Below are 25,696 nucleotides of genomic sequence, written 5' to 3' on the forward strand. Positions count from 1 at the left end.
ACTGCATATGAAACACCTAACTGATATGGGTAAGCAGAACCCTGAACCTCATTAGAGTTAATCTGCACAGCACCAAAGGCACTAAAACCACCCATCGACGGAGACACATACTGAACCAAGTCGCCTTCACCAGTGCTATAGCTACCGCCAATATTATATTCCGCATACTCAAAGAAGTTTACAACGTAGTCAATATTCTGCTCATACACAGAATCATCAGAACCAACCCACACTTTACCAAAGTCGCCCTTCACACCAATATATGCTTCATCAAAAGCATTTAGTCCGCCGTTACCAGCCTTATCATCCGCATCAAACTCTAATTCAGCTTTAATGAAACCTGTAAGTCCTGGTGAAATCTCATGACTGTGTTTAAAACCAATAGTAGAACCGTTATCTACTAATCCAGTAGTCTCACTATTACCTGGATCCATATCAGTATGCGCCCAAGCCAGCTGAATATTACCGTATACGGTAGGCATAAGAGCTAGCCTTGCATCCAGTTTATCTGCATATTCCTCAGCAAACGCCGAGGTAGATAGTGCTGCTGCCGCAACCGCTGAAGCAATCAGTGTCTTTTTCATTTCGTCTTCCTTTAGTTTATTAATTATTTCAACTTCATTTTTCTTAGTGAAAATTTGAAGATTGAATGGTTGAACCCATTTTAATTTTTCTTAAACTTTCTTAATGAGCACTTAACTGTGCTCATTTGTAATAAAAAGATATGTCACTTTCATGACAAAGTGCAAATTTTATTGCTTATCACTCTTTATCATAGACCTTTATTTCTTAGCCCTCCTATTTTTTCGTTGCACTACACTCGTCCAGTGAACAACAAGAGTCTTAATAGCTATTTTAATTAACACTTATATAAGATCACGGTTTACATATTCTTATATAAATCTTAACAAACTTCAAATAAACAGCACCTTACATCTCTTTCTTAATGTTTTTAATCATGTTTATTATGTAATATATGAAACCGCTTTTAGCAAATTTATTAAATGTTTTTACCTTACTTTTTTGTAACATTTTGTAACTCGTGCTCAGCGAAATGACCAAACAACACTCAACACAACCTTACATTTCAATACGTTATACATTAACAACTTAATTAATTTTAATTTAAAGCCTCAAATGACTACTTACACCTTATCAGAGACGCTACCTGAGATATTTCATACTTTGGTCTAACCAACAACGCTACCTTCCAGCACTAACTCTCTAGCACTAACTCTCTAGCATAAATGTAACAGGCCCATCATTAACCAATGAGACTTTCATATCAGCCCCGTAGCATCCCGTCTCGATATTTAAATGCATTAAGCGTGCCTGCTTTACAAAATAGTCATATAACGCCAACCCAACATCAGGCGAGGCCCCTAATGAAAACCCTGGACGCAGACCTTTCTTGGTGTCCGCTACAAGTGTAAATTGAGAAACAATAAGAAGTGCGCCTCCAACGTCCTTAAGGCTCAAATTCATCTTCCCTGATTCATCATCAAATATACGATAGGCAAGTACTTTTTTGAGTAGGCGATCTGCCGATTGCGGTGTGTCAACTTTTTCTACCCCTAACAACAGAAGAATACCTCTGTCGATTTTACCTTTCACACGCCCATCAACCTTAACAGACGCCTCTGACACTCTTTGAATTAATCCTTTCAACTCAACTCTCGCAAGTAATATTACAACACAAGCACTTGATTATAAGTGCATTTAATATCAACCCTAAAATACAACAACCATAAAAAATGTACGCTACCCACTTATTAATGAATGATGCTTACCAATAAGCTTTGCAACGAGCCAATTTATGCGGTGTCAGGGCCAAGCTTATCAATTAATTGATTAATCGAATTTAGTATAGCGTCTACTATGGCAGGCTCCACTATTGAGTGCCCCGCATCACGAATAATATGGATTTCTGAACCATTCCAGAGCCTTTGAAGGTTTAGAGCACTACTTAAGGGCGAGATTAAATCGTATCGGCCATGAACAAGCACCCCTGGAATACCCGCCAACGACTTAAGTCCATTTAAGATTTCAGTTTCTGCCTGAAAGCCTTCGTTTGATAGGTAATGGCATTGAAGTTTTGCAAGCGCGATTGCGACATGAGGATTTAAATAGTAATCAACTACTGACTGATTTGGATGAAGTGTTGAGCAGCGCGCCATCCAATAAGCCCATGACTTTGCTGCCTGCATCTGAATAAGTTCGTTATCGTTATTTAAGCGTTTTGAGTAAGCGCCAAACACATCTTTGCATTCTTCGGTGTTGAGTAGAGTCGTAAATTGCTCCCACCCATCAGGAAACACCCGGTTGCAACCATCCTTAAACAACCAATCAACGTCTTTTTTACCGCCTAGCATCACACCTTGCAGTAGCATCCCTACAACTACCTTAGGGTGACGAATTGCATACAGCAACGCGAGGGTCGCCCCCCAACCGTAGCCAAATACTAGCCACTTATCCACACCTAGCTTCTGACGCACCAGCTCTACATCAGAAACAAGCAAATCAGTATTGTTCTCTGATACCTCCCCAAGAGGGCGAGAACGACCTGCGCCGCGCTGATCAATCATAATAATTCTGAAGCGCTCAGAGTCAAAAAAACGCCTTAAGTAACGCCCGCAACCCAAGCCCGGACCACCATGCATGATGACGATAGGAATACCTTGCCGGTTTCCAGCCTCTTCAACATAGATATCATGCACATCTGAAACTAAAAAACGGTAGGTTTCATTAGGGGTTAGATCAGGAAATAACGTCAACATAAGAGTACGGCCACTTTTATTAAGTTAATTATTGCCAAGCACTTTTTTAAACACGCATGTACAAACATAACCCTATACCGACGTAAATCAAGTGTAATTCAGAGATTAACGTTCTTCCAACGCCACACTTCCAAGCAGTACCTCTTTTAAGTAAGCCGTTTAAGATCTCAAAAACAAAAAAGGCGACCCTGATTAGGGGTCGCCTTTGGTGCTTTCTATTTGAGTAACCCTAAGAGCAGGCTAAACAACCCTACTCTAAGTGCAGTCAAAATAGATTACTTTGCGCGCTTTCGCTCGTTCTCTGTCAGCAATTTCTTACGTAGACGAATACTAAGCGGTGTTACTTCTACCAATTCATCATCTTCGATAAATTCTAGCGCCTGCTCAAGCGTGTGCTTGATAGGTGGTACTAGTGTTAGTGCCTCATCGGTACCTGAAGCTCTTACGTTTGTTAACTGCTTACCTTTGATCGGGTTAACCACAAGGTCGTTAGATCGTGAATGAATACCGATAATTTGACCTTCGTACACATCAATCGCATGACCCAGGAACAAACGTCCTCGCGCCTGAATATTGAACAATGCGTAAGCGGCTGTTTTACCTTTAACCATGCTGATTAGAACACCGTTCTGGCGACTAAACGACTCACCCTGCTTAACAGGACCGTAGTGATCAAAAATACTGGTCATAATCCCTGAGCCCGAAGTAAGGGTCAAGAATGTACCACGGAAGCCAATTAAACCTCTTGAAGGAATAATAAACTCCAAGCGAACACGACCTTTACCATCCGGTTCCATATTGGTTAGCTCGCCTTTACGCAAACCTAACTCTTCCATGATTGAGCCTTGATGCTCTTCTTCTACATCAATTACAACCTGCTCAAACGGCTCATGAATCTCATCGCCCACCTGCTTTTGCACAACCTCTGGACGTGAAACACCCATCTCAAAGCCTTCACGACGCATGGTTTCGATCAATACAGAAAGGTGTAATTCGCCACGACCTGATACGATAAACTTATCAGGCGTGTCACCCTGCGCCACACGCAATGCAACGTTATGAATAAGCTCTTGGTCTAGACGGTCTTTAATATTACGAGTCGTAACAAACTTACCTTCTTTACCCGCAAACGGTGAATCGTTAACAATAAACGTCATGCTTACTGTAGGCTCATCAACACTTAGGGCTGGCAATGCTTCAACGCACTCAGGATCACAAAGCGTGTCTGAAATACTTAGGCCATCAATACCGTTGATACAAACGATATCGCCTGCACCCGCTAACTGAGTCTCCACCTGCTCAAGACCCAAGTAACCTTTAACGTTAAGAACCTTACCTTTACGCTCGTCACCATTTGCACTTTTAACAATTACCTGCTGGTTTGGCGCAAGCGTACCCCTAGTGATACGGCCAACTCCGATAACACCCACATAGCTATCATACGCCAAAGCAGAAACCTGCATCTGAAAGGTCCCCTCAGGATCAACATCAGGGGCCGGCACTTGCTCGGTGATCATTTGGTAAAGAGGCGTCATATCTTCAGCCATCTCTTCAGGGTCAAGACCCGCAATACCGTTTAAAGCAGACGCATAAATAATTGGGAAATCTAACTGCTCGTCAGTTGCGCCGAGATTATCAAACAATTCAAAAACTTGATCCATAACCCAATCAGGACGTGCACCTGGGCGATCTATTTTGTTAATAACAACAATTGGGCGTAAACCTTTCTCAAACGCTTTTGCTGTAACAAAGCGTGTTTGAGGCATTGGACCATCAACCGCGTCAACCAATAGTAGTACAGAGTCAACCATCGACAATACACGCTCTACTTCACCACCAAAATCGGCGTGTCCAGGGGTATCAACAATGTTTATACGGTAATCATTCCAGCTGATTGCTGTGTTTTTTGCCAGGATGGTAATTCCGCGTTCTCTTTCCTGATCATTAGAGTCCATGATGCGCTCTGAACCTTCGTCTTTGCGCTCAAGGGTGCCGGACTGGCTCAAAAGTTTATCAACTAACGTTGTTTTACCATGGTCAACGTGAGCGATGATTGCGATGTTACGTAGGTTCTGAATCACAGGCTTTACCAATCTGACAATAAAAAAATGGACGCAAATCATACAGCATTGAAGAAAAAGGATAAAGAAAAAGCTGTCGATGCTCCAATAAGAGAGTGGATAATATTCCTGTCAACATAGAAACACTATCAATAAACCGCATTTAGCACCATTTCGGTGCACCAACAACCAGAAAAGCACAAATTCAGTGCAGCCATCATTTACCCTTCCTGCCAAAATACAGATTAATCCTCTGTAAGGCGCACAATTACATCTACAACGCATTGGCAAGTAAGTTGCTTATAATTAAGCAACAGAATTTTGGGGGAAACTTGAGAATAGTCGTGCTATTCTCTCGATACTTTCTTCAAACTTGTAGTCGTAAGTGACACTGCCTGCATCTTATGGGGCGACGGCAAACAATCATCAATCAGATGGAGTACATAGAATGTCAGAGAACACTCTGAACCTCATTAAAGAACACGACGTAAAATGGGTCGACCTTCGTTTCACTGATACTCGAGGAAAAGAACAGCATTTATCGCTTCCTATTCGCGAAATTAGCGAAGAATTCTTTGAAGACGGAAAAATGTTTGACGGTTCATCTATTGCTGGCTGGAAAGGCATTAACGAGTCAGACATGATTTTGATGCCAGACGACGAAACAGCCGTTATCGATCCGTTTACCGAAGATACTACGCTTAACTTGCGTTGCGACATTGTTGAGCCTACCACTATGCAAGGCTACGAGCGTGATCCTCGCTCTGTTGGTCGTCGCGCAGAAGAATATTTAAAATCTACTGGCATCGGCGATTCAGCACTATTCGGCCCTGAGCCAGAGTTTTTCGTATTTGACGATGTTAAATGGAAAACAGACATGAATGGAGCGATGTACTCCATTAACTCTGAAGAAGCCGCATGGGTTTCTCATGAAGATATCGAAGGTGGCAACACAGGTCACCGTCCCGGTGTTAAAGGCGGTTACTTCCCTGTTCCTCCAGTAGATTCATTGCACGACCTTCGTGCGGCTATGTGTTCTGCGATGGACGCAATGGGCTTAGTGATTGAAGTACACCACCACGAAGTAGGTACTGCTGGACAATGTGAAATCGGTGTTGGACCTAACACATTGGTTAAGAAAGCTGATGAAGTTCAGATTCTTAAATACTGTGTACACAACGTTGCACACGCATACGGTAAAACCGCGACATTTATGCCTAAGCCTGTTGTTGGCGATAATGGTTCTGGCATGCACGTCCACCAGTCTATCTCTAAAGATGGCGTTAACTTAATGGCTGGCGACAGCTATGCAGGTCTATCTGACTTAGCATTGTTCTACATTGGCGGTATTATCAAGCACGCCAAGACAATCAACGCATTCACCAACGCGTCTACCAACTCTTATAAGCGTTTAGTACCTGGATACGAAGCACCCGTTATGCTGGCTTACTCTGCGCGCAACCGTTCTGCCTCTATCCGCATTCCTTTTGTTAATAGTGCAAAAGCACGTCGTATCGAAGTTCGTTTCCCTGATCCAACAGGTAACCCGTACTTGGCATTCGCAGCCATGCTAATGGCTGGCCTTGACGGCATCCAGAACAAGATCCACCCCGGCGATGCAATGGATAAAGATTTATATGATCTTCCTGCAGAAGAAGCCGCAGAGATTCCTACCGTTGCTGCGACACTTGAAGAAGCACTCGATTGCTTAGAAGCAGATCATGAGTTCTTAACCAAAGGTGGCGTATTCTCTGAAGACATGATCCAGGGTTACCTTGACCTGAAGCGTGAAGAAGTTGAGCGCCTAAACATGACAACTCACCCTATTGAGTTTGACATGTACTACTCTTTGTAAGAACGATGACCGTTGCCTTATAGCGCGATAGGCTTTATGAATCATGCGTTATAAAGCCTGAACTGCTCGATCAAAAGAGAATGATTTACGTGCTTTGAAGACGTAAATCAGTCGGTTACCCAGAAGTAACCGACTCAAAAAAGCCCCGCCTTGTTGGGGCTTTTTTTCGCCTTTTAAACGGTCTACTGCTAAGATAATTAGCATCCCAAGATAAATAAGACATTACCCATTCCAACATTATCGGCTGAATAATAATGAATTTTATTAAAACGAGTATATTTATCACTGCCTTGGTTGCTGCTCATCCAACCCTGCACGCTGAAGTGTATAAGTCAGTTAATGAAGCGGGCGTTATTGAATATAGCGACCAACCGCGTGAGGGTGCTGAGAAAATTAAAGTTAAAAACCCGCAAAGTATTACCTTACCTAAAGGGGCCGATGTATTTTCAACACAAAATTCTGCAATAGATACACGCACTAGCAGCAGTACGGCTTACCAAAGCATTACGATCACGCAACCTGCTAATGATAGCGCCTTTAACTCTGGCAACGGTCAAGTTTCCATTTCATCAGAAACAATGCCGGCACTTCAAGCCAATCACTCGATTCAACTAGTCATGGATGGTACGCCCTACAACAGCAACCAAAGTGGCAGTTTTAGTTTATCGAATGTCGACCGGGGAACCCACCAGCTACAAGTGAACATCATTGACAGTACCGGCGAGACAATTATCAGCAGCGATATTACCTCGTTCACGCTTCACCGCCCACAGGTACCAAGAAAAGCACCTAAGTCTAACTAACCCCCAACAAACTGCGCACCTTATTGGTGCGTAGTTTATTTTCCAATACTACTCCGCACTCCAAATAACCGTTCAAATACCGCATCTTCCATCAATAACGCCCTGTTTATCGTGCCTATTCATCTATCCAGCTCCTTTTTGGAGCTTATACATGGTATTTTTAGCATGAAAACCTTATCTCATCGAAGGTTTCTCTATTTCACTGTAGAGATGGTTTGGTTTTTGCTTTAGCAATGTAAATACAGGATTCTATACGATGCTAACGAGCAATTTTCACAAAAGCCTGCTTGAAAACCTTTCAACAGCAGTCATTCTTTTAGACCAGCAACTGAAAGCGGTTTATATCAACCCGTCTGCAGAAGTGCTACTAGAAGTCAGTGGCAAACGAACCAGCGGTTCTTATGTTCGAGATTTATTCACTGAAACCCCAGACAGCAGTGAAACACTAAAGCATTCGTTAGCCGCAGGGCACTCTTACACAAAGCGTGAAACTGAGTTTTTACTACATAACGGCAATAAAATAACCGTTGATTACTCAGCCTCGCCTGTAAACGGTGTATTTCCGCCCGTTGTGTTAATTGAGATTCAACCCAGAGACCGCCTTATTCGAATTAGTCGCGAAGAAGAATTGCTTTCTAATCAAGAAGCGACACGAATTCTTATAAGAGGTATGGCTCACGAGATTAAAAACCCTCTAGGGGGCATTAGAGGGTCGGCCCAGCTATTAGAGCGGGAATTGAAAGATCCATCCCTTCATGAATACACTCAAATCATTATCGAAGAGTCTGACCGTCTCAGAAACCTAGTTGACCGCATGCTCGGCCCCAATAAAGTATCTAAGCTTGAACCCACTAATATTCATGAAGTATTGGAGCGAGTTTATAACCTGATTAATGTCGAAGCGAAAGGTCAGGTGCGACTTATTCGCGACTACGACCCTAGCATCCCAGAGTTTCAAGGGGATAAAGAACAGCTCATTCAGGCATTTTTGAACATTGCTCGAAACGCTATGCAAGCGTTAACACAGCAAACAGGTAGACAGAGCCTAGGGAACATTGTTTTTAAAACACGCCCATTACGACAGTTCACCATTGGTCATACGCGACATAGGTTAGTGCTGCGTGTCGACATTATTGATGATGGTCCTGGAGTCCCCGAAAGCTTAGTTCAGAACATATTCTACCCCATGGTGAGCGGGCGTGCAGAAGGCACCGGATTAGGGCTTTCGATTACCCAAGGTATTATCGGCCAACATCACGGTTTGGTTGAATGCGAAAGTGAACCTGGAAAAACAAATTTTATCATTTTTATCCCTTTAGAAAACAAGTTGGAGCTTAAGCGATGAGCGGTACACCAAATGTATGGATTATTGATGATGATCGATCAATTCGCTGGGTGCTAGAAAAGGCTTTAGGGCAGGAGACACTCGATATTAAGTCTTTTGAAAGCGGTGACGGCATTCTTAATAGACTAGAAAAAGAAATACCAGATGCCATTATTAGCGACATACGCATGCCCGGAATCGACGGTCTTGAGTTACTAGGCGAAATCAACACACTACACCCTGAGATTCCGGTCATCATTATGACCGCTCACTCAGACCTTGATAGTGCCGTTTCGTCTTATCAAAGTGGCGCATTTGAATACTTACCAAAGCCCTTTGACGTAGATGAAGCCGTTGCATTAGTTAAACGCGCTGTAATTCACTCCCAAGAGCAACAAGCCCAAAAACTTGAAAAATCTACAGAATCGCTTCTTCAGGCAACCGAGATTATTGGTGAAGCACCCGCCATGCAGGAAGTTTTTAGAGCCATTGGGCGCTTGTCACAATCTAATATCACGGTTCTCATTAACGGTGAATCAGGTTCAGGTAAAGAGTTGGTTGCCAAGGCACTGCATCAGCATAGCCCTCGCTCAGGTAAAGAATTTATCGCACTCAATATGGCCGCGATTCCAAAAGACCTGATTGAGTCAGAGCTTTTTGGTCATGAAAAAGGGTCATTTACCGGTGCAGGCGGTATGCGGCAAGGGCGGTTCGAACAAGCCAATGGCGGCACGCTCTTTCTCGATGAGATAGGCGATATGCCTGCAGATACTCAAACCCGCTTATTAAGAGTGTTAGCTGATGGTGAGTTTTATCGTATCGGTGGCGCAAATGCAGTTAAAGTGGACGTGCGAATCATTGCAGCGACCCACCAGAACCTTGAAAAATTAGTACAAGAAGGGTCGTTTCGAGAAGATTTATTTCACCGTCTCAATGTTATTCGGATCCACCTTCCTAAACTCTCTGAACGGCGAGAAGACATACCTCGATTGACGAGTCACTTTTTGAACAAGGCCGCAAAAGAATTGGCGGTATCTCCTAAAATATTACGTGAAGAGACCGCAGAGTACCTCAGCTGCCTCCCATGGCCAGGAAATGTAAGGCAGCTCGAAAACACCTGTCGATGGCTTACCGTTATGGCGAGTGGGCGTGAGATTCATATTACCGACCTACCACCAGAGTTACTCGACCAAGATGAAGCCTCCCCTATTGGGGCTACTTGGCAAGAAGGACTACATAACTGGGCAGAACAGGAATTAAAGCGCGGTAAGCAGGGTATTTTAGATACGGCACTGCCTGAATTTGAAAAAATAATGATTGAGTCAGCTCTCAAACATACTGCAGGGCGTAGAAGAGATGCGTCCATTTTGTTGGGATGGGGGCGGAATACATTGACTCGTAAAATTAAAGAGTTAGGAATGGATTCTGAAGGAGATGAGGATTAGTAACTAGGCAAGCTGTAGCCTTGATGCAAGGAGGTACGACTGGAATCACGGAATGGTACGGTGTAACCTCGGTCTTAACGAGAGTCTAAGCCCTTCCTTGATTCCGCTTCGCTGCATCACGGCTACAGGTTAGTTGCTTAGTTCTCGCCAATAAATAATCCGATCGTGTCCGCGGTAGCGTCCGAAAGTGGCGGTCGACATTGGGTTGTCATTATCGCCCATCGTGGGTGAAGCTGAGGTATCACACACCTGGCTTTCATCTAACCCATCACCATTCCAATCAAATTTTAACCAGTTCTGAACATCTATGCACAGTTCTGCAAAACCGTCTTTGCCGTCTCCTGGGGCTGATAGTGAGATTTGATCTGACAATGCTGCAAGACCTGATACAGCCACGCCACTTCCTGAAGCCGACGTCGTGCCACTATTATTTAAGCTAGGTGTAACTCGCATATCTGGCGCATTAAAGGTTGTACAGTTATCTGCCGTATTAACGACAAAGCGAGTGCCATCATAAAACTCTGCTGACATCGGTATTTTAAGTGGATTCGTTTCAGGGCCAAATGCGTTCTCTAACACCCAACGTCCGTATTTAAGATATTCGTTAACCGTCGTATTCATTGGCGCGCCAGCTGTTGCCGCATCAGGATCCCCCGAGAAACCTATATTCGCTAACTCAGCACCTCCTTCAACATCATCACTATCTATTAGCTTTATATTTAGTCTCACATCTGCATCAAAAGGCGAGACAAGCGCACCCGATATAGGTCTTTGATAGTTAAACTCATCGGAGAGTAGCGGATGCATCGTCAGTGTAATCAAGCCATTTGCATTCAATATAGAGCCATAGCTCTGACTGGCTGTGGGGGCCGAGAAAAGCGCTGCGCCGGCTACATTATCGGTATAACAAAAACCAGAATCGGCACCGGTACAGCTACTGCCTTGATTAAGGCTAGTGCCTAGTTTCCAGAAGTCCCCTTCATAATTCTGCGTCAGGTCGCCAGTATAGCTTAGCGCTTTGATAGTCACTTCTGGTGGAGTTAAATAACCAAAGGGCTGCCCCATATAGGTAAACGATGAATTACATGACAAATTAAAGTCAGCCGAAGTCATGCTTACATCAAAGCTAGCGGGATAAAATCGACCTATATTAGCTGACTCGACAGAGGCAACGGCAACCGGTACACCAAAATAAGCAGGTGGCGTTGCGGTTATGGTAAATACACCGACCTCACCTATTTGTTGGTCGCTTATTTTCTCTTCCCCCCCGGATGGAGCCCCATCAAAAATAATTTCGTTTACTGCAGGTGCGGCAGGTGTTCCCCCTGAGGGCGCTTTAAGGTCAGACGTCAGGGCAACCGTACCTCGGTAGCTTTTTGCGACCAACTCAGGCGTACCAATACAAAGCGCTTTGGAGGTCATCGCAAAAGGCTCATTCGCCCTAACAAATTTACTACACGTGGCTAGATTAGAAGCGCATGCTGCGTCAGCAGAGTCCACTTCAATGATAACTTTCTCAGGACTCACAATAAACGAGCCTAACGCCCCTGTCAGTGTGCTTGTGATTTCAGATACTGTACCGTCATATGGAAAATCATCATGCTCAACGTTAACATCTATTACTTCGCCTACATCCTCATACTCAACAGATATAGTGGCAATACCTGCACTGAAATCTACAGTCATATTACTACTAGAAGGTTTCGTGACGGCAACAGCAGAGCCATTCAACAGTATGCGTTTTGGCAAGCCCGTATTTTTTACACCCAACGTTAATGGGTCGATATTTACATCTGCCCATGCCTTTAGTGACTTTGTGCCGTCAAACCCTGTCAACGTGTTGCATGCGCCCCCCAAGCTCGTATCCTGCCCTATCGCTGTAATCGTAAACGCTTTAGAGTTTCCACAAACAAAGTCAAAATTCACAGGCCGATCTACTCTGAAGCCAAACGTTCTAAAGTCTGTGCCGTTAGTCGCCTCTGTTGATACGCTAAGAGAGGTGTCTTCAGCAGTCACTTTAAGCGAGGGATATTCGTTTTTATGAAACAAATAAACATCGACCTCACCATTTTCTGACCCCGTGAGCGCAATATCGGTAATACTGGAACCACCTGAGCTCGCTAAATAAAATTCACTTTGACTGTTCTGATTGCTTAATAAATCAATCGTGCCGGCATAATCGTCTTTCACGGTAACACCATCGTCACACATGGCTTTTATATTGATGGGAGCTCGGGCGTTGGGGCAGGCTAGGCCGTAAGCCGGCTGGGTGATGGCGAAGCTACCTAGCGTACAGCTTGTAGGTGGACATACTCGTGTCTCATTGAATAACGTTGTGACATCGGTATCTGATAGCACGCTATCAAAGATTTTTAACTCATCAAGACTTCCTTCAAAATATTCAGGCGTACCTCCTGTATCCTCTATTCGTCCTATACTGGAGAAAGAGTTGCCTATAATACCGGTGGCCAATGTGCCACTTTTATCAAGAACACCATCGATATATATTTTATAAGCCCCTGTTGCAGCATCTCTGGTGAGCACAACATGATGGTAGGCATTATCATTAACCCTTTGTGTAGATTTAGTAGTGAAGTCGTTTGCGACTGAAAGCCCTATACGGCCTGAAGCGTCTAACCAGCCCCAGAATATATCATCAGATCCACCTGCCTGCTCAATACCGGTAACACCTGGAGCTCTCCAACCTATATCATCCCCTGTCTGAGTTGTTTTGATCCAGAAACTCATGGAGGACGTGCCGCTCAATGAGGTGTAGATGTCATTTGTCTCAATATAGTCATTCACACCATCAAAATCTCCCGCTCGGCATAAATGCCCCGCGTTAGTCGTGGTTAAACTATTGATCGCGGTGGCATTATTGTTGTTTCCTGAACTATCGATTACTTCGCCTGTAGTGCCATTCCAGCTAGTTTCATCCATTCTAAACTCAAGAACTGATGGTGGTAGCGGTGGGGTGGCGGGTATAGCACAAGTCGTAAGGTTTGCAGTGGGTATGTTTTCCCAAGACCCACCGTCTCTCCGCCATTCCAACTGAGCAAAAGCTTGACCGGTTTGTTCGAAATGCTCCATTTGTACTTCATAGGTTTGACCTACGCTCAATGCTTGGGAAGCGGATACCGATGAGTATCTGGGCGAGTGAAGGCTCCAATCATTAACAATTTGTGTACCGTCGAGACTGAGTCTGGCGCCATCGTCAGAGTACAATCGAAACTCGTAATTACCCGCGGTTGTTGGTGAAATATAACCTGTCCAGCGGATACTAAATCGCTCATCATTTCCCGAAACATTTGGGAATACGGTCGGTGTAGCAGTATTCCATGAGAAGTTAACTTGACTATCTAACCTTAAGAACTGTTGACCTGTAAATTCCCCGCCTGGATATCCAACCTTACTACCACTTGAGTTACGCTGATCATAATAATGCCCCATCAAGCCATCAAAACTAACCGTATTAGCGATACCCTGCACTGATAGCGTATAGGCTTGCCCCCCCATCAGTCCATCAGTCGCCAAAACAACTGTACTTCCATCCTGCCGTGTGATGCCGGTAATATTGCCACTGGTTAGCGTGTAATTACTTACATTTAATGCATCATCACTAACGGTGGAGGCATATTGAACGACAATTAGATTATCGGTACCGCAACTGCCTCCTACAGTGCTAACTGAAGGAAGTGTAGCGCCTTCATTCAGCGCGACTAAATGTCCAATAGCATCATCATTACTCTTGGAAGCGATAGCAACTTTATCACCGGTTGCTCCTGCTGAAGCTTGCACTGCATAAGCAGCCATCGCTGTAATACCATTGTTATTATGCTCTTCAACATCATAGGCTTCGAGCATTCCTGATGCTGGAGTGAAGGACTGGTTGCCCGCCTCTAACGTATAAAGCCCCACTAACATTGAATTAGCCCCAGCTGTTACTACCGATGGAGCTGTGACAGCTGTGCCAGACATTCCTATTTGTGAGCTTTCACTACCAATGGGGTTAGCAGTATCAACACCACGAAATACAGACATACCTAATATATAACGACGATTACCACTCTGGTCGAAATCCCATTCATAACTGACACCCACATCACCTGCTGTTGCTACACGATAGTATAGGGACTGTAAAACACTGCCATCGGCAATCTGGCTTCCTATCTGAGTCCAACCCGCAGGCGCGGTAACACCATCGCTACCGCTTCGATCTCTTATAGCAACTTGAACCAAAAGCACATCGCCTACTGTTACTGCAGGTACGACCAAGGCAGCCTTTTCATCATTTCCCTTGTCGCTAACCGAACTAATAAAAGAAATAGCCGCGCTAACATTAGCACTAAAAACAAGAACGCAAATAAATGCAACAACACGACTAAACATATCCACTACTGCCTCGCCCTTACAACAATCACCCGCTCGGCAGTATCCACTCCGCTGCCGCAAGCTCCTGTGCTTTTCAGTGAAAAGTAACTAACACCATCAACTGCAACACAACTACGCGCCACCGTTGCTCTACACCCATTTAATCCATCAGCGCTAAAGCCTAATGCGGTCGTTTGCGAGCTACAACTAGCCACCGCCCCCGATGAAGGAAATATCTTCGCCATATCTATTTGCGCCCCACTCTCTGCCGCATAAAACGCACGCATTGAGTTAACATCAAGGCTAAAACTGACGCCTGAGCTTTCTTCAAGGTCTGTGATAGCTACCACAATCAACGCTAACACTGTAATGACAAAGAGCGCTACAGGAAGGCCGATACCGCTCTGTTTTTTATGGTTTTGATAGCTTGTTTTAGGGTACATTTCTAACCTGCACCTCTTGGTCAACGATATGTATAGCGCCTCCGTCAAATTCAAAATGCATTGCAACAACAGCATTTCTGGTCAGGGATGCAGGGGCGATGCTAAATGTGCCGCGCTGGAGTTTATCGACAATAATTTGAGCGGTACCCTTCGCTGCACTAAATCCATAGTCGCTATATCGATTTAAACGCGTGCTCTCTATGCAATAGGTGATGGGGCTTTCTGTAAAGTAAAAACGCCGCTCGGGGGACGCGGCAAGAAACTCAAAATCACCGGCTAGCGTTATTGTGTCGATACCTCCTGAATTGGTTAAGGCTGATACTTTACTGGTGCTTATTGGCCCTGGGTTAGCTTGGCCATAGACGGCATTTACACTTGTTGGGTAGACGGCAATACGCGTATTTTCAGGTACTGCGCTAAACCCAGACTCGATAGCGGTTATGGTTCTTGGCGTTGTTCCATTAGGAAGCGTTTTGTAATGAGAGCCCCCCGTCACGGGAATAAACTCTATACAGGTATTCGACGCATTCACCCTGATGCTATTGGGTAGCGCATTGCGCAATTCTCGACTAATTTTTTCTGATGCTATCCAGCCTATTGTGGCTAACTGTTGTCTGTCTGCTGCATCTGAATAACCTTGTGTGGCCTGACCCACAAATTGAACGGACCCTACCGCCAAAATACCTGAGATGACGATAACAATCACCAGCTCGACCAAGGTAAAACCTTTATGACTTTTGTGTGTTTTCATCAATAATTACCACGATAAACACTAAATGGCATTGGGGACTGATTGGGGGGGGTAATGCTGACCGTTATTCGTTTTGCTTTACTATTGTCGGCAATACCCACTTCGTTACCCGCACAAGCAACCGATACCTGAACACTATAACCCGTGTAATTAGCTAAAGCACCACTGACTAATTTTGGCGGGCTATCATTAATACCGTTATAGTCATCCACATTGTCGTATAGCGCTCTATTGCCTCCCCCACCGGCTGGAATAGGGCAAGTGATGGTTGTCGATGCTGGAACACCCCCTAAAGGTGTGCTCGAATCATATTTTTTGCTGAGAATTTCATCCAGATAAAGCTGAGCTAACTTTAACGATTTGTTTTTCCATAATGAATCTGAGCTTCTGCCCATTGTGGTGCTAAATGCGCTCAATACGGCCGTTACAGCAATGGATATAAGGACAATGGAAATGACCATTTCTACCAAAGTCATGCCGCTTTGTACTCTAAAGCTATTCATGGACACGTGCCTGATGCGGGGCTATAGGCATAACCGGATGCGGCAAGACAAACGGTGTGGCTGTTATCGGAAGTAAAGGTTAAAACATGACTGGTATTAGTGGTTAAACTGCCTGATCGGTTATAGCTAAATGTCCGCGACCCAGTGAGTGTGCTGCCATCGATTGTAAGAGTTCCACCCGAAGCATCTGCGGTAATTTGAGTTAGCGGGTCTACAACGCCCTCTTTTGTTACAGTGAAAACCCAATTGCCGCCTGATGTTGAAACGGTAAGCGCTGAGGGGGAATTGCTGCTTTCTAGGGCTAGGGCTGTTTGCTGTGCTGTTATTGCACTGGCGATAAATTGGTCTTTGGCGAGAAAGGCTGAGTAGCTACTTCTTGATGAGAAAAGGGACATGGCGCTAGCGCTTAAAATGCCAATTATGACTAGCGTCATGACTAGCTCTACTACGGTAAAGCCTTGGGATTTTGAAAGGTGGGCGGAGCCCACCTTTTTTCTATACCAATCATTTTGGTTACGAATGAGCGGTATTCGGTTAGACATTAACAACCATCAGCTGTTGGCAAAGTAGTCACTACTACAGGAGCACCAGTTGTCGATGATGTTGCCTGAGTGTATGTTGAAACACAAGTGCCAACCGTTATAGTGCCTACATCAGGCCCCGTGGTTACAGCATAAGTAATTCCATCAAAACCTGCAGCTTCATCAAGATTCGCCGCCGTAGGATAACCATATGCAAGGTTAATTGTTTGACCCTCAAGCACTACTGACTCGCCCGTTGCCGCAGTCTTACCTTCTGCGAGAGCTTGAGCATGTACAATCGCAACAGCTGACCGAGCTGCACCGTTTGCCCCACCAAAAACAGCCTCTCTTGCATCCCCACCCAAATCCGCAAACCGAGGCAATGCAAAGGCTGACAAAATACCCAAAATAACAATAACCATGACCAATTCGATTAAAGTAAAACCAGCCTGCTTGTTGTTCATTTTTTTCATATTAATCATGTAGTACTCCTGCTAAATAAATATAGTTACTTATTGTATAAATTGTATATCGAACGCTGTCGATAAGGGGTTTCCAGTGGTTAGGTGGTTTTTGTCTGCCACCTAACCCAGAATTATTCCCCATACGTAGCCTTGATGCAGCGCAGCGGAATCAGGGTTTATCGGTAGCTTATACCACCGCCCTTGATTACAGCCGTGCCTCCTTTCATCACGGCTACAAATGCTTAACACCTTGAAAGATGGATTCCCGCCCTCGCAGGAATGACACTCGTTCTTTAATTGATAACGGTAATAACCTCTCCAGTGTCAGGATCATACTGCACATAGTTACCTGACGTGTCTCTTTGATAAGTATATCGGCAGTCTCCGCCAAATGTTGAGGCTAGGTAATCGCTTCCTACGGCAGTGCTTACGCTCGGAGCGCTGCTTTGTAGTAGTTTAATCCACAAATTTTGGCATTCAGCGGCGCTCATCGCCCCTGGGTTATTGTTGCCACCCACTCCAGTGGGCCACCCGTCAACACTCGTATCGATAGTTTCATCACCGTAACCTTCCAAATCGTCTACTGCTACGGAGTTTCCTTTAGCTAGCCACTGAGATCTCACTAACACAACTGCGGATACCAATGCACCCCCACTAGCTTCTACACTGCTGCGATGGGCTTCATCTGCCATATCTGCAAAGCGTGGTATTGCGAACGCTGATAATATAGCCAGAATCGCAATTACAACCACTAACTCGATCAACGTAAAACCTTTATGTTTTTCACTCAGTAACATTTGCTTCATCAATTTATCCTTTTATAGCCTTAATCTTAATTTGTGTCTGTATTCATTTTGTATCGTAATGCCGCCCATTACCGCTTATCGCAAACCACTTAAAATGTTGCAGTGGCTGTAACCTTAGACCTATTAAACGCTCTTCTAGTTCATCAAATTGTTGGTTCTTATTGTTATCTAGGTAATCAAGAACAACACGAAACCGTAGGTACTCAGGCTTATCGGTGCCGTCTATCTCAACCATGTCGGTGTTGATCACCTTGTATACAATTGCCTGCTCTGTTTGTGCGAAAAACCATCGACCAGCATTCACCTGAGCATAATCGTCTTCTATACCACTATAGTTCACGGGAGTCGTTTCCATCCACTCCATAGGGTTATGATTTACAAAGTTTTTGATTTCTTGTTTTTTATTTTGAGCGACCTTTTCAGCGGTCTTATAAACCAACATTGCATTTAATTCTGCTACCACGGTTCTAAACATGGCTTCTTCTGCTCTTGCCATTTCACGCTCAAGTGCTTGCCCCAACACCACCAACAATGTTGCGATAATACAGGCTGATATTCCAAAGAGTAGCCCTTTTCTGCGTTTATACCAGTGTAACAACGGGCTGTTTTTCATGAATTTTATTAATTCCCTAGCGCGGCTTTGCCTAGATCCCATATAGGCAAAAATACACCCAGGGCCAATATCAAGACCAACACACCCATCGCGAGAATCAATATTGGTTCAATAGACTCTGCTAGCTTAGACAAACCGTAGTCGACTTCTTCATCATAAAAGTCCGCCACATCAATCAATAGTTTGTCTATCTGTCCGGTTTCTTCTCCAACAGCCATCATCTGAATAACAAGCGGCGTAAACATACCTGATGCGCTGGCGGTTCTTAATAAGCTATCGCCACGCTCTATACCTGACTTCATCGCCATTATATGGTAACCGATATATTTATTATTAGCAGACTCCGCCGCTACCGCCAAGGCATGAGTAATCGGCATACCGGCTGCGAGCATCATTGAAAAATTTCGAGAAAACCTTGATAGCGTAATCAATTCGAACAGATTACCGACTAGTGGGAAGCGAAGCTTGGTACGATCCCATTTATAGTGGCCTGACTCTGTTTTCGACCAGCGCTTAAATAATACAACGCCAATAACGGAAACACCGAGCACCACCCACCAGTAGTCTAGAAAAAAATTCGAGGTGGCGACTAAAATTTTAGTAAAAATCGGCAGATCTGCACCTAGCTTGGCAAACACAGATGCAAACTTAGGGATGACAAACAGGTTAATAATCATCAATGCAGAAAGCAATGCAATGATGACAAACGTTGGGTAACGCGTTGCCTGCTTTATACGTCGTCGAGTGTCTCGCTCCAGCTCCAAGCTTGCACTTAATTGCTTAAATGCGTCTTCAAGCTGACCTGTATTTTCGCCTACGTGAACCATGCTAATAAACATGTCATTAAACACATCTGGATGCGCCTGCATTGAGGTTGCGAGGTTTACACCGGACTCAAGACGGTCTGTTACGTCATGCAAAGTATCGTGTAACAAATCAGAAGTGGTCGAGTCTGCCAACCCCCTCATAGCGCGTATGATGGGGATGCCCGCTCGAGTCAACGCATTCATTTGCCGACAGTATATAATCAGCTCTTCGAGCGATACTTTGCGCTTAAATAGTTGTATTTTTTTAAGGCCTTCAAATATATCTTTCTTCTCAACATGCTCTGAAATCGATACAGGAATAAGCCCTCTTCGCTGAATTTCAGCCGCAGCAGAGTCACCGTTGACGGCTTCAAGTTGGCCACTGATTGCAGCCCCTTTTGCATCTCGGCCTTTATAATTAAATAGCGGCATCGTAACAACTTGACCTGTTTACATGTTTGAGAAAAAGCATCTATTCAACCCTTTATCGACTAATCATGACAGACTAAGATCGCCTGAGTCTTTGCGATGGCTAGTATCTTCAAGCGTTGCAGAAATACGGAATACTTCGTCTAGAGAGGTTAGCCCTTGTTTAGCATATTCAAGTGCACACTGCTCTAATGGCTGATAGTAACGACTCCTTTTAGCCGCAGACGTAAACTCTGATGGTGAGCTTCTTCGAAGTGCATCTAGCATATCCTCATCCATTTCGAGCCATTCATAACCCCCCATCCTCCCCTTGTAACCCGTGTTACTGCACTGATAGCAACCGCTTCCTTTAGTATAGTCACTGGAAGAATGTGTATGAGTATGATCCATCGCCTGTAGCCAAACTTTTTCTTGATCTGTAGGGGTATAAGGCTGCTTACAGTTATCACATAGTTTGCGGATCAATCGTTGCGCCAACACGCCTAACAATGAACTAGCAACCAAATAAGGTTCTGCCCCCATATCAGTTAAGCGCATCGCACTGCTCACAGAGTCATTAGTGTGTAATGTAGATAGCACCAAGTGGCCAGTCATCGCAGCTCGAAGGCCAATCTCTGCGGTCTCTTGATCTCGCATTTCACCGACTAGGATTACATCGGGATCCTGTCTTAAGCACGCTCTCAAAACAGTTGAAAAGTTGAGTCCAACCTTTGAGTTCACTTGCACCTGAGTGATTCTTGGTAAACGGTATTCAACAGGGTCTTCTGCTGTAATAATTTTGACTTCTGGCTTATTGAGCTCACTCAACGCACCATAGAGTGTTGTGGTTTTACCACTACCTGTCGGCCCCGTAACTAATACCATCCCATGAGGCCTGCTTACGGCTATTCTAAAACGCTCAAGTACTGTTTTTGGCATTCCGAGAGATTCTAAAGAAAGCATACCGTCAGTCTGATCAAGCAGTCGCATAACGACTGACTCACCATATTGCACCGGCATCGTCGATAAACGAACATCAACACTACGCCCCTTTACCTTAATGTTGAATCGGCCATCTTGAGGGATTCTTTTCTCAGAAATATTAAGCCCTGACATCAGTTTTAAACGAAGCACTAACGCAGCATTAATGCGCTTTTCTTTCATGACGTGCTCTTGCAACACACCATCAATACGCTGACGAATTCGCATTACGCTTTCATCAGGCTCGATATGTATATCCGATGCGCGAGATTGCACGGCATCTTCAAAAATAGATTGCAGTAGTTTTACAACGGGCGCTTCGTTGTCGTCACCGGTTGCGGTTAACGCGGCTAAATCAAATGCGTCATCACCTAGTTCATCATCAAGTTCTTCTGCTAGGTGAGAGATTTCTTCGGTACGACGATATACAAGATCAAGCGTATTCAGTAACTCACTCTCTCTTACTACGGCCTGACGAATAGGCTGCTTTAGAATACGGACCAATTCATCATAAGCAAAGATATCCATGGGGTCTGTCATCCCCACCAGTAGCTCACCCTGCTGCTCACCTAGAACTAAAGCCCTGAATCGACGAGCGTGATTTTCAGGCAGTCTCTTGATAAGTTCATCATCAAACTGATAGTGACGAAGCTGTACAAAAGGAATACCTAATTGCTGAGACAAAAAATTAAGCAGGTTATCTTCATCAACATAACCTAAATCGATCAATGTATTACCGAGCTTTCGGCCGCTGGTTTTCTGCTCTTTAAGTGCTGTCATAAGTTGATCTTCTGATATCACCTCATTCTGCACCAACAGATCACCAATTCTTATTTTTTTCTTGGGCTCAGCCATGTCCAATTTGCCTCAGTATTAATAATGGAGCCTGCTTGTCAGCACCATAAATAAAATCTAATCATTCAACAATAAACGGTTATCACCCACCAATTGTTGCAAGTCTCTGCTTAGCGAAGTCAGCTAACTCAAATCTTAATCCTTCCATCTGCAACGCTTTTTGATACGCTTTTTTCGCGGATGGATATTGCTGGCTGCTATCTAGCGCGATTGCCATACCTGCCCACCAATCAGCAACTTTAGGGTCATAACTAAGCAATTCAGCATAAACAGCGACAGCGTCTGAACTAAAACCTTGCTGTTGATAAAGCGCTGCAAGGAGCACCTGATACTCTGGATCCGCTGAAATACTGGGCCGGGCAGAATTTAACAATGCGATAGCTTCGTCAGGTTGCCCACTTTGCGCCAACCAATGCGCCTTTAATCGCCTTAAGTGACTGCTAAGAACGAGCTTTCTTTCGGTTAATAATGCGTTAGCACCGGCCATGTCGCCATCTTGCATTAATAATGTTGCAAGCAGGGCGCGACTCTTTGTATCAACATCATTAGCATCGATAAATGTATTTAGTTGGGCTTTAGCGGCCTGAGTGCTACCTGCATTTATCAGTTCCTCTGCTGCCTTTGTTGCATTTTCATCCCGCTGCTCAGCGCTCACCACCAATACTTTACTCAGCGCCGAGGTCCCTACATTCTCGTTGGCAGGCTTTTTGGGCAGTACTTTATTGGCCAACGCCTTAGCCTGTTTTTTTTCCACAATATCTACAGGAGCGGCATCCACCTTAGTAGCAAGCACTTGAACTTTATTACGTTGAGTCTTAGCCGGTTGAACCTCAACTGGCTGAGTTTTTTCCGATATCGGTAGGGCTGCGAGAGCAATGGCTGTATCGGAAATAGGCTCTGCCGCATTCATCGCCAATGAACCAGGCTCACTCACGGGTTCTTGCTTTAGCACTGAGTGTTCTTGGGACCGCACAATATTCTTCGTCAACGTTTCACGCTTACCTAACAAGGCATCACTATTCTGCACTGCCCCCACTTTATCACTGACAAACTCAACCTGATTGCTAGGTTGTGCCTCATGACCTTTCTGGGGACTGGTTTCTAGATACCACCACCCTATTGCTAGGGCTAGCAATAGGGTAATAATGATGCCTAGCAACAAAATAATTGTACGACTCGCGTGTTGCTCGGTTTTATATGTTAACGCGCCATACCCTTGCGCTTCCACCTGCTGCGTTCGATCGGGTGCTTGGCGTTTTTCAAGATCCCGAAGCATATCGTTCATCAAACTCATTACGAGCCTCCTAACGGCAACCAAGAAAACCGAGGCATAGACACACTCTCAGTATCTTGAATTGCTTTTTTGATATGCCGACGCGTCACCACTCGGTCCCCCTGACCAAATGCAGACATTAATGCTTTATGACACAAGATGTTAATTAACCTAGGAATACCTTTACTCGACCGGTACAACAACGTCACTGCTTTACGGTCAAACAGTGCAGGGCCGTTATAACCTGCTAGCGACATACGGTGCCCAACATATTGTTGCAACGCCTGTTTATTCAATGCAGTAATATTGTGTTGAAAGGTAATTCTCTGCTGTAGTTGCCTTAAACTTGGGCGTGCAAGAAGCTCATTCAATTCAGGCTGACCAAACAAAACGACTTGTAAAAGTTTGGCAGACTCCGTCTCAAGATTGCTTAACAATCGTAATGCCTCAATCGTATCTTCGGGCATGACCTGTGCTTCATCAATCACTAACACCACACGCTTTTGCTCAGTGGCTAACTCAATCAATTTTATATTGATCTGCTTCAGCACATGATGGCCGCCTAAGGCCAGGTCGACAGCCACGTCCAACTCTTCAGCAACGGCAAGATAAAGGCCTTCTGGAGATAAGCCTGGATTAGGTATGTAAGCGGTTACATACTCATCACCTAACGCATTCAAAAGCTTTCTACAAATTAATGTTTTACCTGTACCTACTTCGCCCGATATTTTAATGAACCCTTCTCGGTTTTTGAGTGCGACCAGTAATAACTCTAATGCTTGCTGGTGTGTTTCTGAATTAAGATAGAAATGAGTATTGGGAGTCAGTGAAAATGGCAACTCCCGCAGCCCGAAATAGCACTCATACATAATAGAATATCTCTTTCCCTACAGTCACTTAAAAAGAGGGAGGTATAGGGGATGCAAGAATATCTCTAAACTCGCCAAAACGTTTTCGACTATCACGAATTTGCTCTTCATAAACACGGTCACTTGAAATAATTGGCCTTAGAAGAATCACTAATTCGCTTTTTTTCTGTTGATAACGCTTTTGTTTAAACAGCTCACCGAGTAATGGAATATCGCCCAATATAGGGACAGATGAATTCGTTTCTCGACTGATATTTTGAATCAGCCCACCAATAACCACAATCTGACCATTTCTCGCTTTAATAACACTATCAGTTTCACGGATGGTACTTAGAGCCAATGGCAGCACTACATCTCTATCACCTAAAGAAACAACCTTCTGTTGATCTTTTACTTCGCTGATGGTTGGGTGCACATGAAGAATAATACTTCCCTCTTCACTTATTTGAGGTGTTACATCTAATGCAATACCTGAAAAGAAAGGGGTTAATGTCACATCTGTGGACGTGCTATCACTGCTACTACCACTGTTACCGTTATCTTCATCTATATCGATATCCGTCACGAAAAACTCATCGGTACCAACCTTTATCACCGCTTTCTGGTTATTAACCGTCGAGATTCTTGGACTAGAAAGGACCTGAACACTGCCTTGCGTGCCTAATAGCTGCATAAACCCACTAAAATCACCCACCTTAAGGGTTGCGGTAAAAACACCACCGAGCTCTTCACTAGAAATCAATTCAGATATCATGTTTCCGCCCACTAGCTTCTTTGGTAGTCCATCTGCACCTACCGAACCACTGGTTTCAACTGCCGTCCAGTCAATGCCTTGCTGATAACCTTCGTTTAGCTCAACCTCAAGAATTTTTGCTTCTAGCACCACCTGCCTTTGCATGATAAGTTCAGTTTGGCGCAAATAGTTTTCTACTGATTTTAGCTCTTCAGGCATAGCCCTGACGACAATGACACCCGCATTAGGGGTCGCTACAACCCGTTGACCTTGGCCGTCGCCGGTAATTAATAACAGTGTATCGCTAAGCTGCGCCCAAAAGTCACTTTCAGTAGTCGTACTAATACGGGTACCAATAACTTTATCTGACGATGTACTAGCACTCGCTGAGCTATTACCGTTACTGCTGTCACCATTATTACTGCCTTCTGAAATACTACCTGAGCTGACCCGAGTTTCTGACCCCCCCATGCGCTTTACATTAAGATAGTTAATCTGAAATACTTGCGTCTTTAAGCCGCCTGGCATGATGCGATAAAAGTCTCCGCTCTCTTGAAAGTCGAAGCCGTACAATTCTTTTGTGAAAGTCATCACCTGCGGGACGGTGACATTACTTAACTCCAGACTAATTTTACCCTCAACGTCTGGGTGAACCATTACATTATACTTAGTTCCCTTTACCAAACTTCTAAAAAACTCTTTTGCATCGACACCCTTTACGGCTATATCAAACCGCTTATCTTGCTGAGTTTTGATAGCCGAGGCCGCCATTGATGGAAGTAATGCGTTTGCCACATTACTGGGTAGCTGTGCCGGAATTTTTTTGTCATATTGAGCGATATCCTCATCAAGACCCTGAGTTAGCTCATCAACACTATCTGTCGACACACTACGATTTGATTGCAACAATCCATTACTGGAGCAACCCGTTAGTAGCCCGAACAACACAATCAATCCCAAGCTCACCGAACGCTTGGTTAAATCTGTCTTGGCAATAGGGCCAACTGTTATAACCTTAAAAGACATAACTACTCC

At 44.4% G+C, this 25,696-nt stretch carries 21 protein-coding genes (1 of these 21 cut by a window edge); 4 read left to right on the plus strand and 17 right to left on the minus strand.

Going from position 1 to position 25,696, the window contains the following annotated elements; translation table 11 throughout:
* The 4 genes from NKI27_RS17210 to typA all read right to left on the minus strand — a co-directional run.
* Positions 1–584, minus strand: the 5' portion of a protein-coding gene (locus NKI27_RS17210; protein ID WP_265047258.1) for a porin. Its footprint begins 478 nt before the window's first position; only the first 584 of its 1,062 coding nucleotides appear in the window; the start codon lies at positions 582–584; its stop codon lies off the left edge, out of view.
* Positions 585–1,230: 646 nt separating this feature from the next.
* Positions 1,231–1,668 carry a D-aminoacyl-tRNA deacylase gene (gene dtd / locus NKI27_RS17215; RefSeq protein ID WP_265047259.1) on the minus strand — a complete coding sequence of 146 codons (438 nt, stop codon included), beginning with the start codon at positions 1,666–1,668 and terminating at the stop codon, positions 1,231–1,233.
* A gap of 146 nt (positions 1,669–1,814) precedes the next feature.
* The gene (gene pip / locus NKI27_RS17220) at positions 1,815–2,777 is read right to left on the minus strand and encodes a prolyl aminopeptidase (RefSeq protein WP_265047260.1); all 963 of its coding nucleotides are present in this window, start codon (positions 2,775–2,777) and stop codon (positions 1,815–1,817) included.
* 275 nt (positions 2,778–3,052) lie between these two features.
* The gene (typA, locus tag NKI27_RS17225) at positions 3,053–4,858 is read right to left on the minus strand and encodes a translational GTPase TypA (protein WP_265047261.1); all 1,806 of its coding nucleotides are present in this window, start codon (positions 4,856–4,858) and stop codon (positions 3,053–3,055) included.
* Positions 4,859–5,285: 427 nt separating this feature from the next.
* Between typA and glnA the strand changes: the two genes are divergently transcribed.
* The 4 genes from glnA to glnG all read left to right on the plus strand — a co-directional run bounded on the left by glnA (position 5,286) and on the right by glnG (position 10,264).
* A complete protein-coding gene (gene glnA / locus NKI27_RS17230) occupies positions 5,286–6,692 on the plus strand; it encodes a glutamate--ammonia ligase (protein WP_265047262.1) in 1,407 nt (468 codons plus the stop codon).
* A gap of 254 nt (positions 6,693–6,946) precedes the next feature.
* A complete protein-coding gene (locus tag NKI27_RS17235) occupies positions 6,947–7,495 on the plus strand; it encodes a DUF4124 domain-containing protein (RefSeq protein WP_265047263.1) in 549 nt (182 codons plus the stop codon).
* A gap of 256 nt (positions 7,496–7,751) precedes the next feature.
* A complete protein-coding gene (gene glnL / locus NKI27_RS17240; protein WP_265047264.1) occupies positions 7,752–8,840 on the plus strand; it encodes a nitrogen regulation protein NR(II) in 1,089 nt (362 codons plus the stop codon).
* On the plus strand, positions 8,837–10,264 hold the full coding sequence (glnG, locus tag NKI27_RS17245) for a nitrogen regulation protein NR(I) (protein WP_265047265.1): 1,428 nt from the start codon (positions 8,837–8,839) through the stop codon (positions 10,262–10,264). The genes glnL and glnG overlap by 4 nt, the downstream gene beginning before the upstream one ends.
* A 129-nt stretch (positions 10,265–10,393) precedes the next feature.
* Here the strand turns inward: glnG and NKI27_RS17250 are convergent, their stop codons facing one another.
* The 13 genes from NKI27_RS17250 to mshL all read right to left on the minus strand — a co-directional run bounded on the left by NKI27_RS17250 (position 10,394) and on the right by mshL (position 25,687).
* Entirely contained in the window at positions 10,394–14,653 is a 4,260-nt protein-coding gene (locus NKI27_RS17250) for a DUF6701 domain-containing protein (protein ID WP_265049550.1), read from the minus strand.
* 5 nt (positions 14,654–14,658) lie between these two features.
* Positions 14,659–15,078: a hypothetical protein gene (locus NKI27_RS17255; RefSeq protein WP_265047266.1), complete on the minus strand. Its 420-nt coding sequence runs from the start codon at positions 15,076–15,078 to the stop codon at positions 14,659–14,661.
* Positions 15,068–15,829, minus strand: coding sequence for a type II secretion system protein (locus tag NKI27_RS17260; protein ID WP_265047267.1), 762 nt, complete (start codon positions 15,827–15,829; stop codon positions 15,068–15,070). The genes NKI27_RS17255 and NKI27_RS17260 overlap by 11 nt, the downstream gene beginning before the upstream one ends.
* Positions 15,829–16,332 (minus strand): type IV pilus modification PilV family protein, encoded by a 504-nt coding sequence (locus NKI27_RS17265; protein ID WP_265047268.1) that lies wholly within the window; start codon positions 16,330–16,332, stop codon positions 15,829–15,831. Before NKI27_RS17265 ends, NKI27_RS17260 begins: the two co-directional genes overlap by 1 nt.
* Entirely contained in the window at positions 16,329–16,874 is a 546-nt protein-coding gene (locus NKI27_RS17270) for a type II secretion system protein (RefSeq protein WP_265047269.1), read from the minus strand. Before NKI27_RS17270 ends, NKI27_RS17265 begins: the two co-directional genes overlap by 4 nt.
* Positions 16,874–17,335 carry a type II secretion system protein gene (locus tag NKI27_RS19365; protein ID WP_320109435.1) on the minus strand — a complete coding sequence of 154 codons (462 nt, stop codon included), beginning with the start codon at positions 17,333–17,335 and terminating at the stop codon, positions 16,874–16,876. The genes NKI27_RS17270 and NKI27_RS19365 overlap by 1 nt, the downstream gene beginning before the upstream one ends.
* A 275-nt stretch (positions 17,336–17,610) precedes the next feature.
* Positions 17,611–18,123, minus strand: coding sequence for a pilus assembly FimT family protein (locus NKI27_RS17280; RefSeq protein WP_265047270.1), 513 nt, complete (start codon positions 18,121–18,123; stop codon positions 17,611–17,613).
* 43 nt (positions 18,124–18,166) lie between these two features.
* On the minus strand, positions 18,167–18,736 hold the full coding sequence (locus tag NKI27_RS17285; protein ID WP_265047271.1) for a hypothetical protein: 570 nt from the start codon (positions 18,734–18,736) through the stop codon (positions 18,167–18,169).
* 8 nt (positions 18,737–18,744) lie between these two features.
* Complete coding sequence (locus tag NKI27_RS17290; protein ID WP_265047272.1) at positions 18,745–19,974, minus strand: type II secretion system F family protein; 1,230 nt, start codon at positions 19,972–19,974, stop codon at positions 18,745–18,747.
* A gap of 63 nt (positions 19,975–20,037) precedes the next feature.
* Positions 20,038–21,786, minus strand: a complete 1,749-nt coding sequence (locus NKI27_RS17295) for a GspE/PulE family protein (RefSeq protein WP_265047273.1) — start codon at positions 21,784–21,786, stop codon at positions 20,038–20,040.
* 82 nt (positions 21,787–21,868) lie between these two features.
* Positions 21,869–23,080 (minus strand): hypothetical protein, encoded by a 1,212-nt coding sequence (locus NKI27_RS17300; protein ID WP_265047274.1) that lies wholly within the window; start codon positions 23,078–23,080, stop codon positions 21,869–21,871.
* On the minus strand, positions 23,080–23,898 hold the full coding sequence (locus NKI27_RS17305; protein ID WP_265047275.1) for an ExeA family protein: 819 nt from the start codon (positions 23,896–23,898) through the stop codon (positions 23,080–23,082). Before NKI27_RS17305 ends, NKI27_RS17300 begins: the two co-directional genes overlap by 1 nt.
* A 58-nt stretch (positions 23,899–23,956) precedes the next feature.
* Positions 23,957–25,687 carry a pilus (MSHA type) biogenesis protein MshL gene (mshL, locus tag NKI27_RS17310; RefSeq protein ID WP_265047276.1) on the minus strand — a complete coding sequence of 577 codons (1,731 nt, stop codon included), beginning with the start codon at positions 25,685–25,687 and terminating at the stop codon, positions 23,957–23,959.
* Positions 25,688–25,696 lie beyond the last annotated feature (9 nt).

The sequence above is a fragment of the Alkalimarinus alittae genome, from assembly GCF_026016465.1.
Lineage (GTDB): Bacteria > Pseudomonadota > Gammaproteobacteria > Pseudomonadales > Oleiphilaceae > Alkalimarinus > Alkalimarinus alittae.

Coding starts and splice junctions, on each gene's coding strand:
- pip (WP_265047260.1), bottom strand. CDS start 2,777: ATGTTGACGTTATTTCCTGATCTAACCCCTAATGAAACCTACCGTTTT.
- glnA (WP_265047262.1), top strand. CDS start 5,286: ATGTCAGAGAACACTCTGAACCTCATTAAAGAACACGACGTAAAATGG.
- NKI27_RS17235 (WP_265047263.1), top strand. CDS start 6,947: ATGAATTTTATTAAAACGAGTATATTTATCACTGCCTTGGTTGCTGCT.
- glnL (WP_265047264.1), top strand. CDS start 7,752: ATGCTAACGAGCAATTTTCACAAAAGCCTGCTTGAAAACCTTTCAACA.
- glnG (WP_265047265.1), top strand. CDS start 8,837: ATGAGCGGTACACCAAATGTATGGATTATTGATGATGATCGATCAATT.
- NKI27_RS17250 (WP_265049550.1), bottom strand. CDS start 14,653: ATGTTTAGTCGTGTTGTTGCATTTATTTGCGTTCTTGTTTTTAGTGCT.
- NKI27_RS17255 (WP_265047266.1), bottom strand. CDS start 15,078: ATGTACCCTAAAACAAGCTATCAAAACCATAAAAAACAGAGCGGTATC.
- NKI27_RS17260 (WP_265047267.1), bottom strand. CDS start 15,829: ATGAAAACACACAAAAGTCATAAAGGTTTTACCTTGGTCGAGCTGGTG.
- NKI27_RS17265 (WP_265047268.1), bottom strand. CDS start 16,332: ATGAATAGCTTTAGAGTACAAAGCGGCATGACTTTGGTAGAAATGGTC.
- NKI27_RS17270 (WP_265047269.1), bottom strand. CDS start 16,874: ATGTCTAACCGAATACCGCTCATTCGTAACCAAAATGATTGGTATAGA.
- NKI27_RS19365 (WP_320109435.1), bottom strand. CDS start 17,335: ATGATTAATATGAAAAAAATGAACAACAAGCAGGCTGGTTTTACTTTA.
- NKI27_RS17280 (WP_265047270.1), bottom strand. CDS start 18,123: ATGAAGCAAATGTTACTGAGTGAAAAACATAAAGGTTTTACGTTGATC.
- NKI27_RS17285 (WP_265047271.1), bottom strand. CDS start 18,736: ATGAAAAACAGCCCGTTGTTACACTGGTATAAACGCAGAAAAGGGCTA.
- NKI27_RS17290 (WP_265047272.1), bottom strand. CDS start 19,974: ATGCCGCTATTTAATTATAAAGGCCGAGATGCAAAAGGGGCTGCAATC.
- NKI27_RS17295 (WP_265047273.1), bottom strand. CDS start 21,786: ATGGCTGAGCCCAAGAAAAAAATAAGAATTGGTGATCTGTTGGTGCAG.
- NKI27_RS17300 (WP_265047274.1), bottom strand. CDS start 23,080: ATGAGTTTGATGAACGATATGCTTCGGGATCTTGAAAAACGCCAAGCA.
- mshL (WP_265047276.1), bottom strand. CDS start 25,687: ATGTCTTTTAAGGTTATAACAGTTGGCCCTATTGCCAAGACAGATTTA.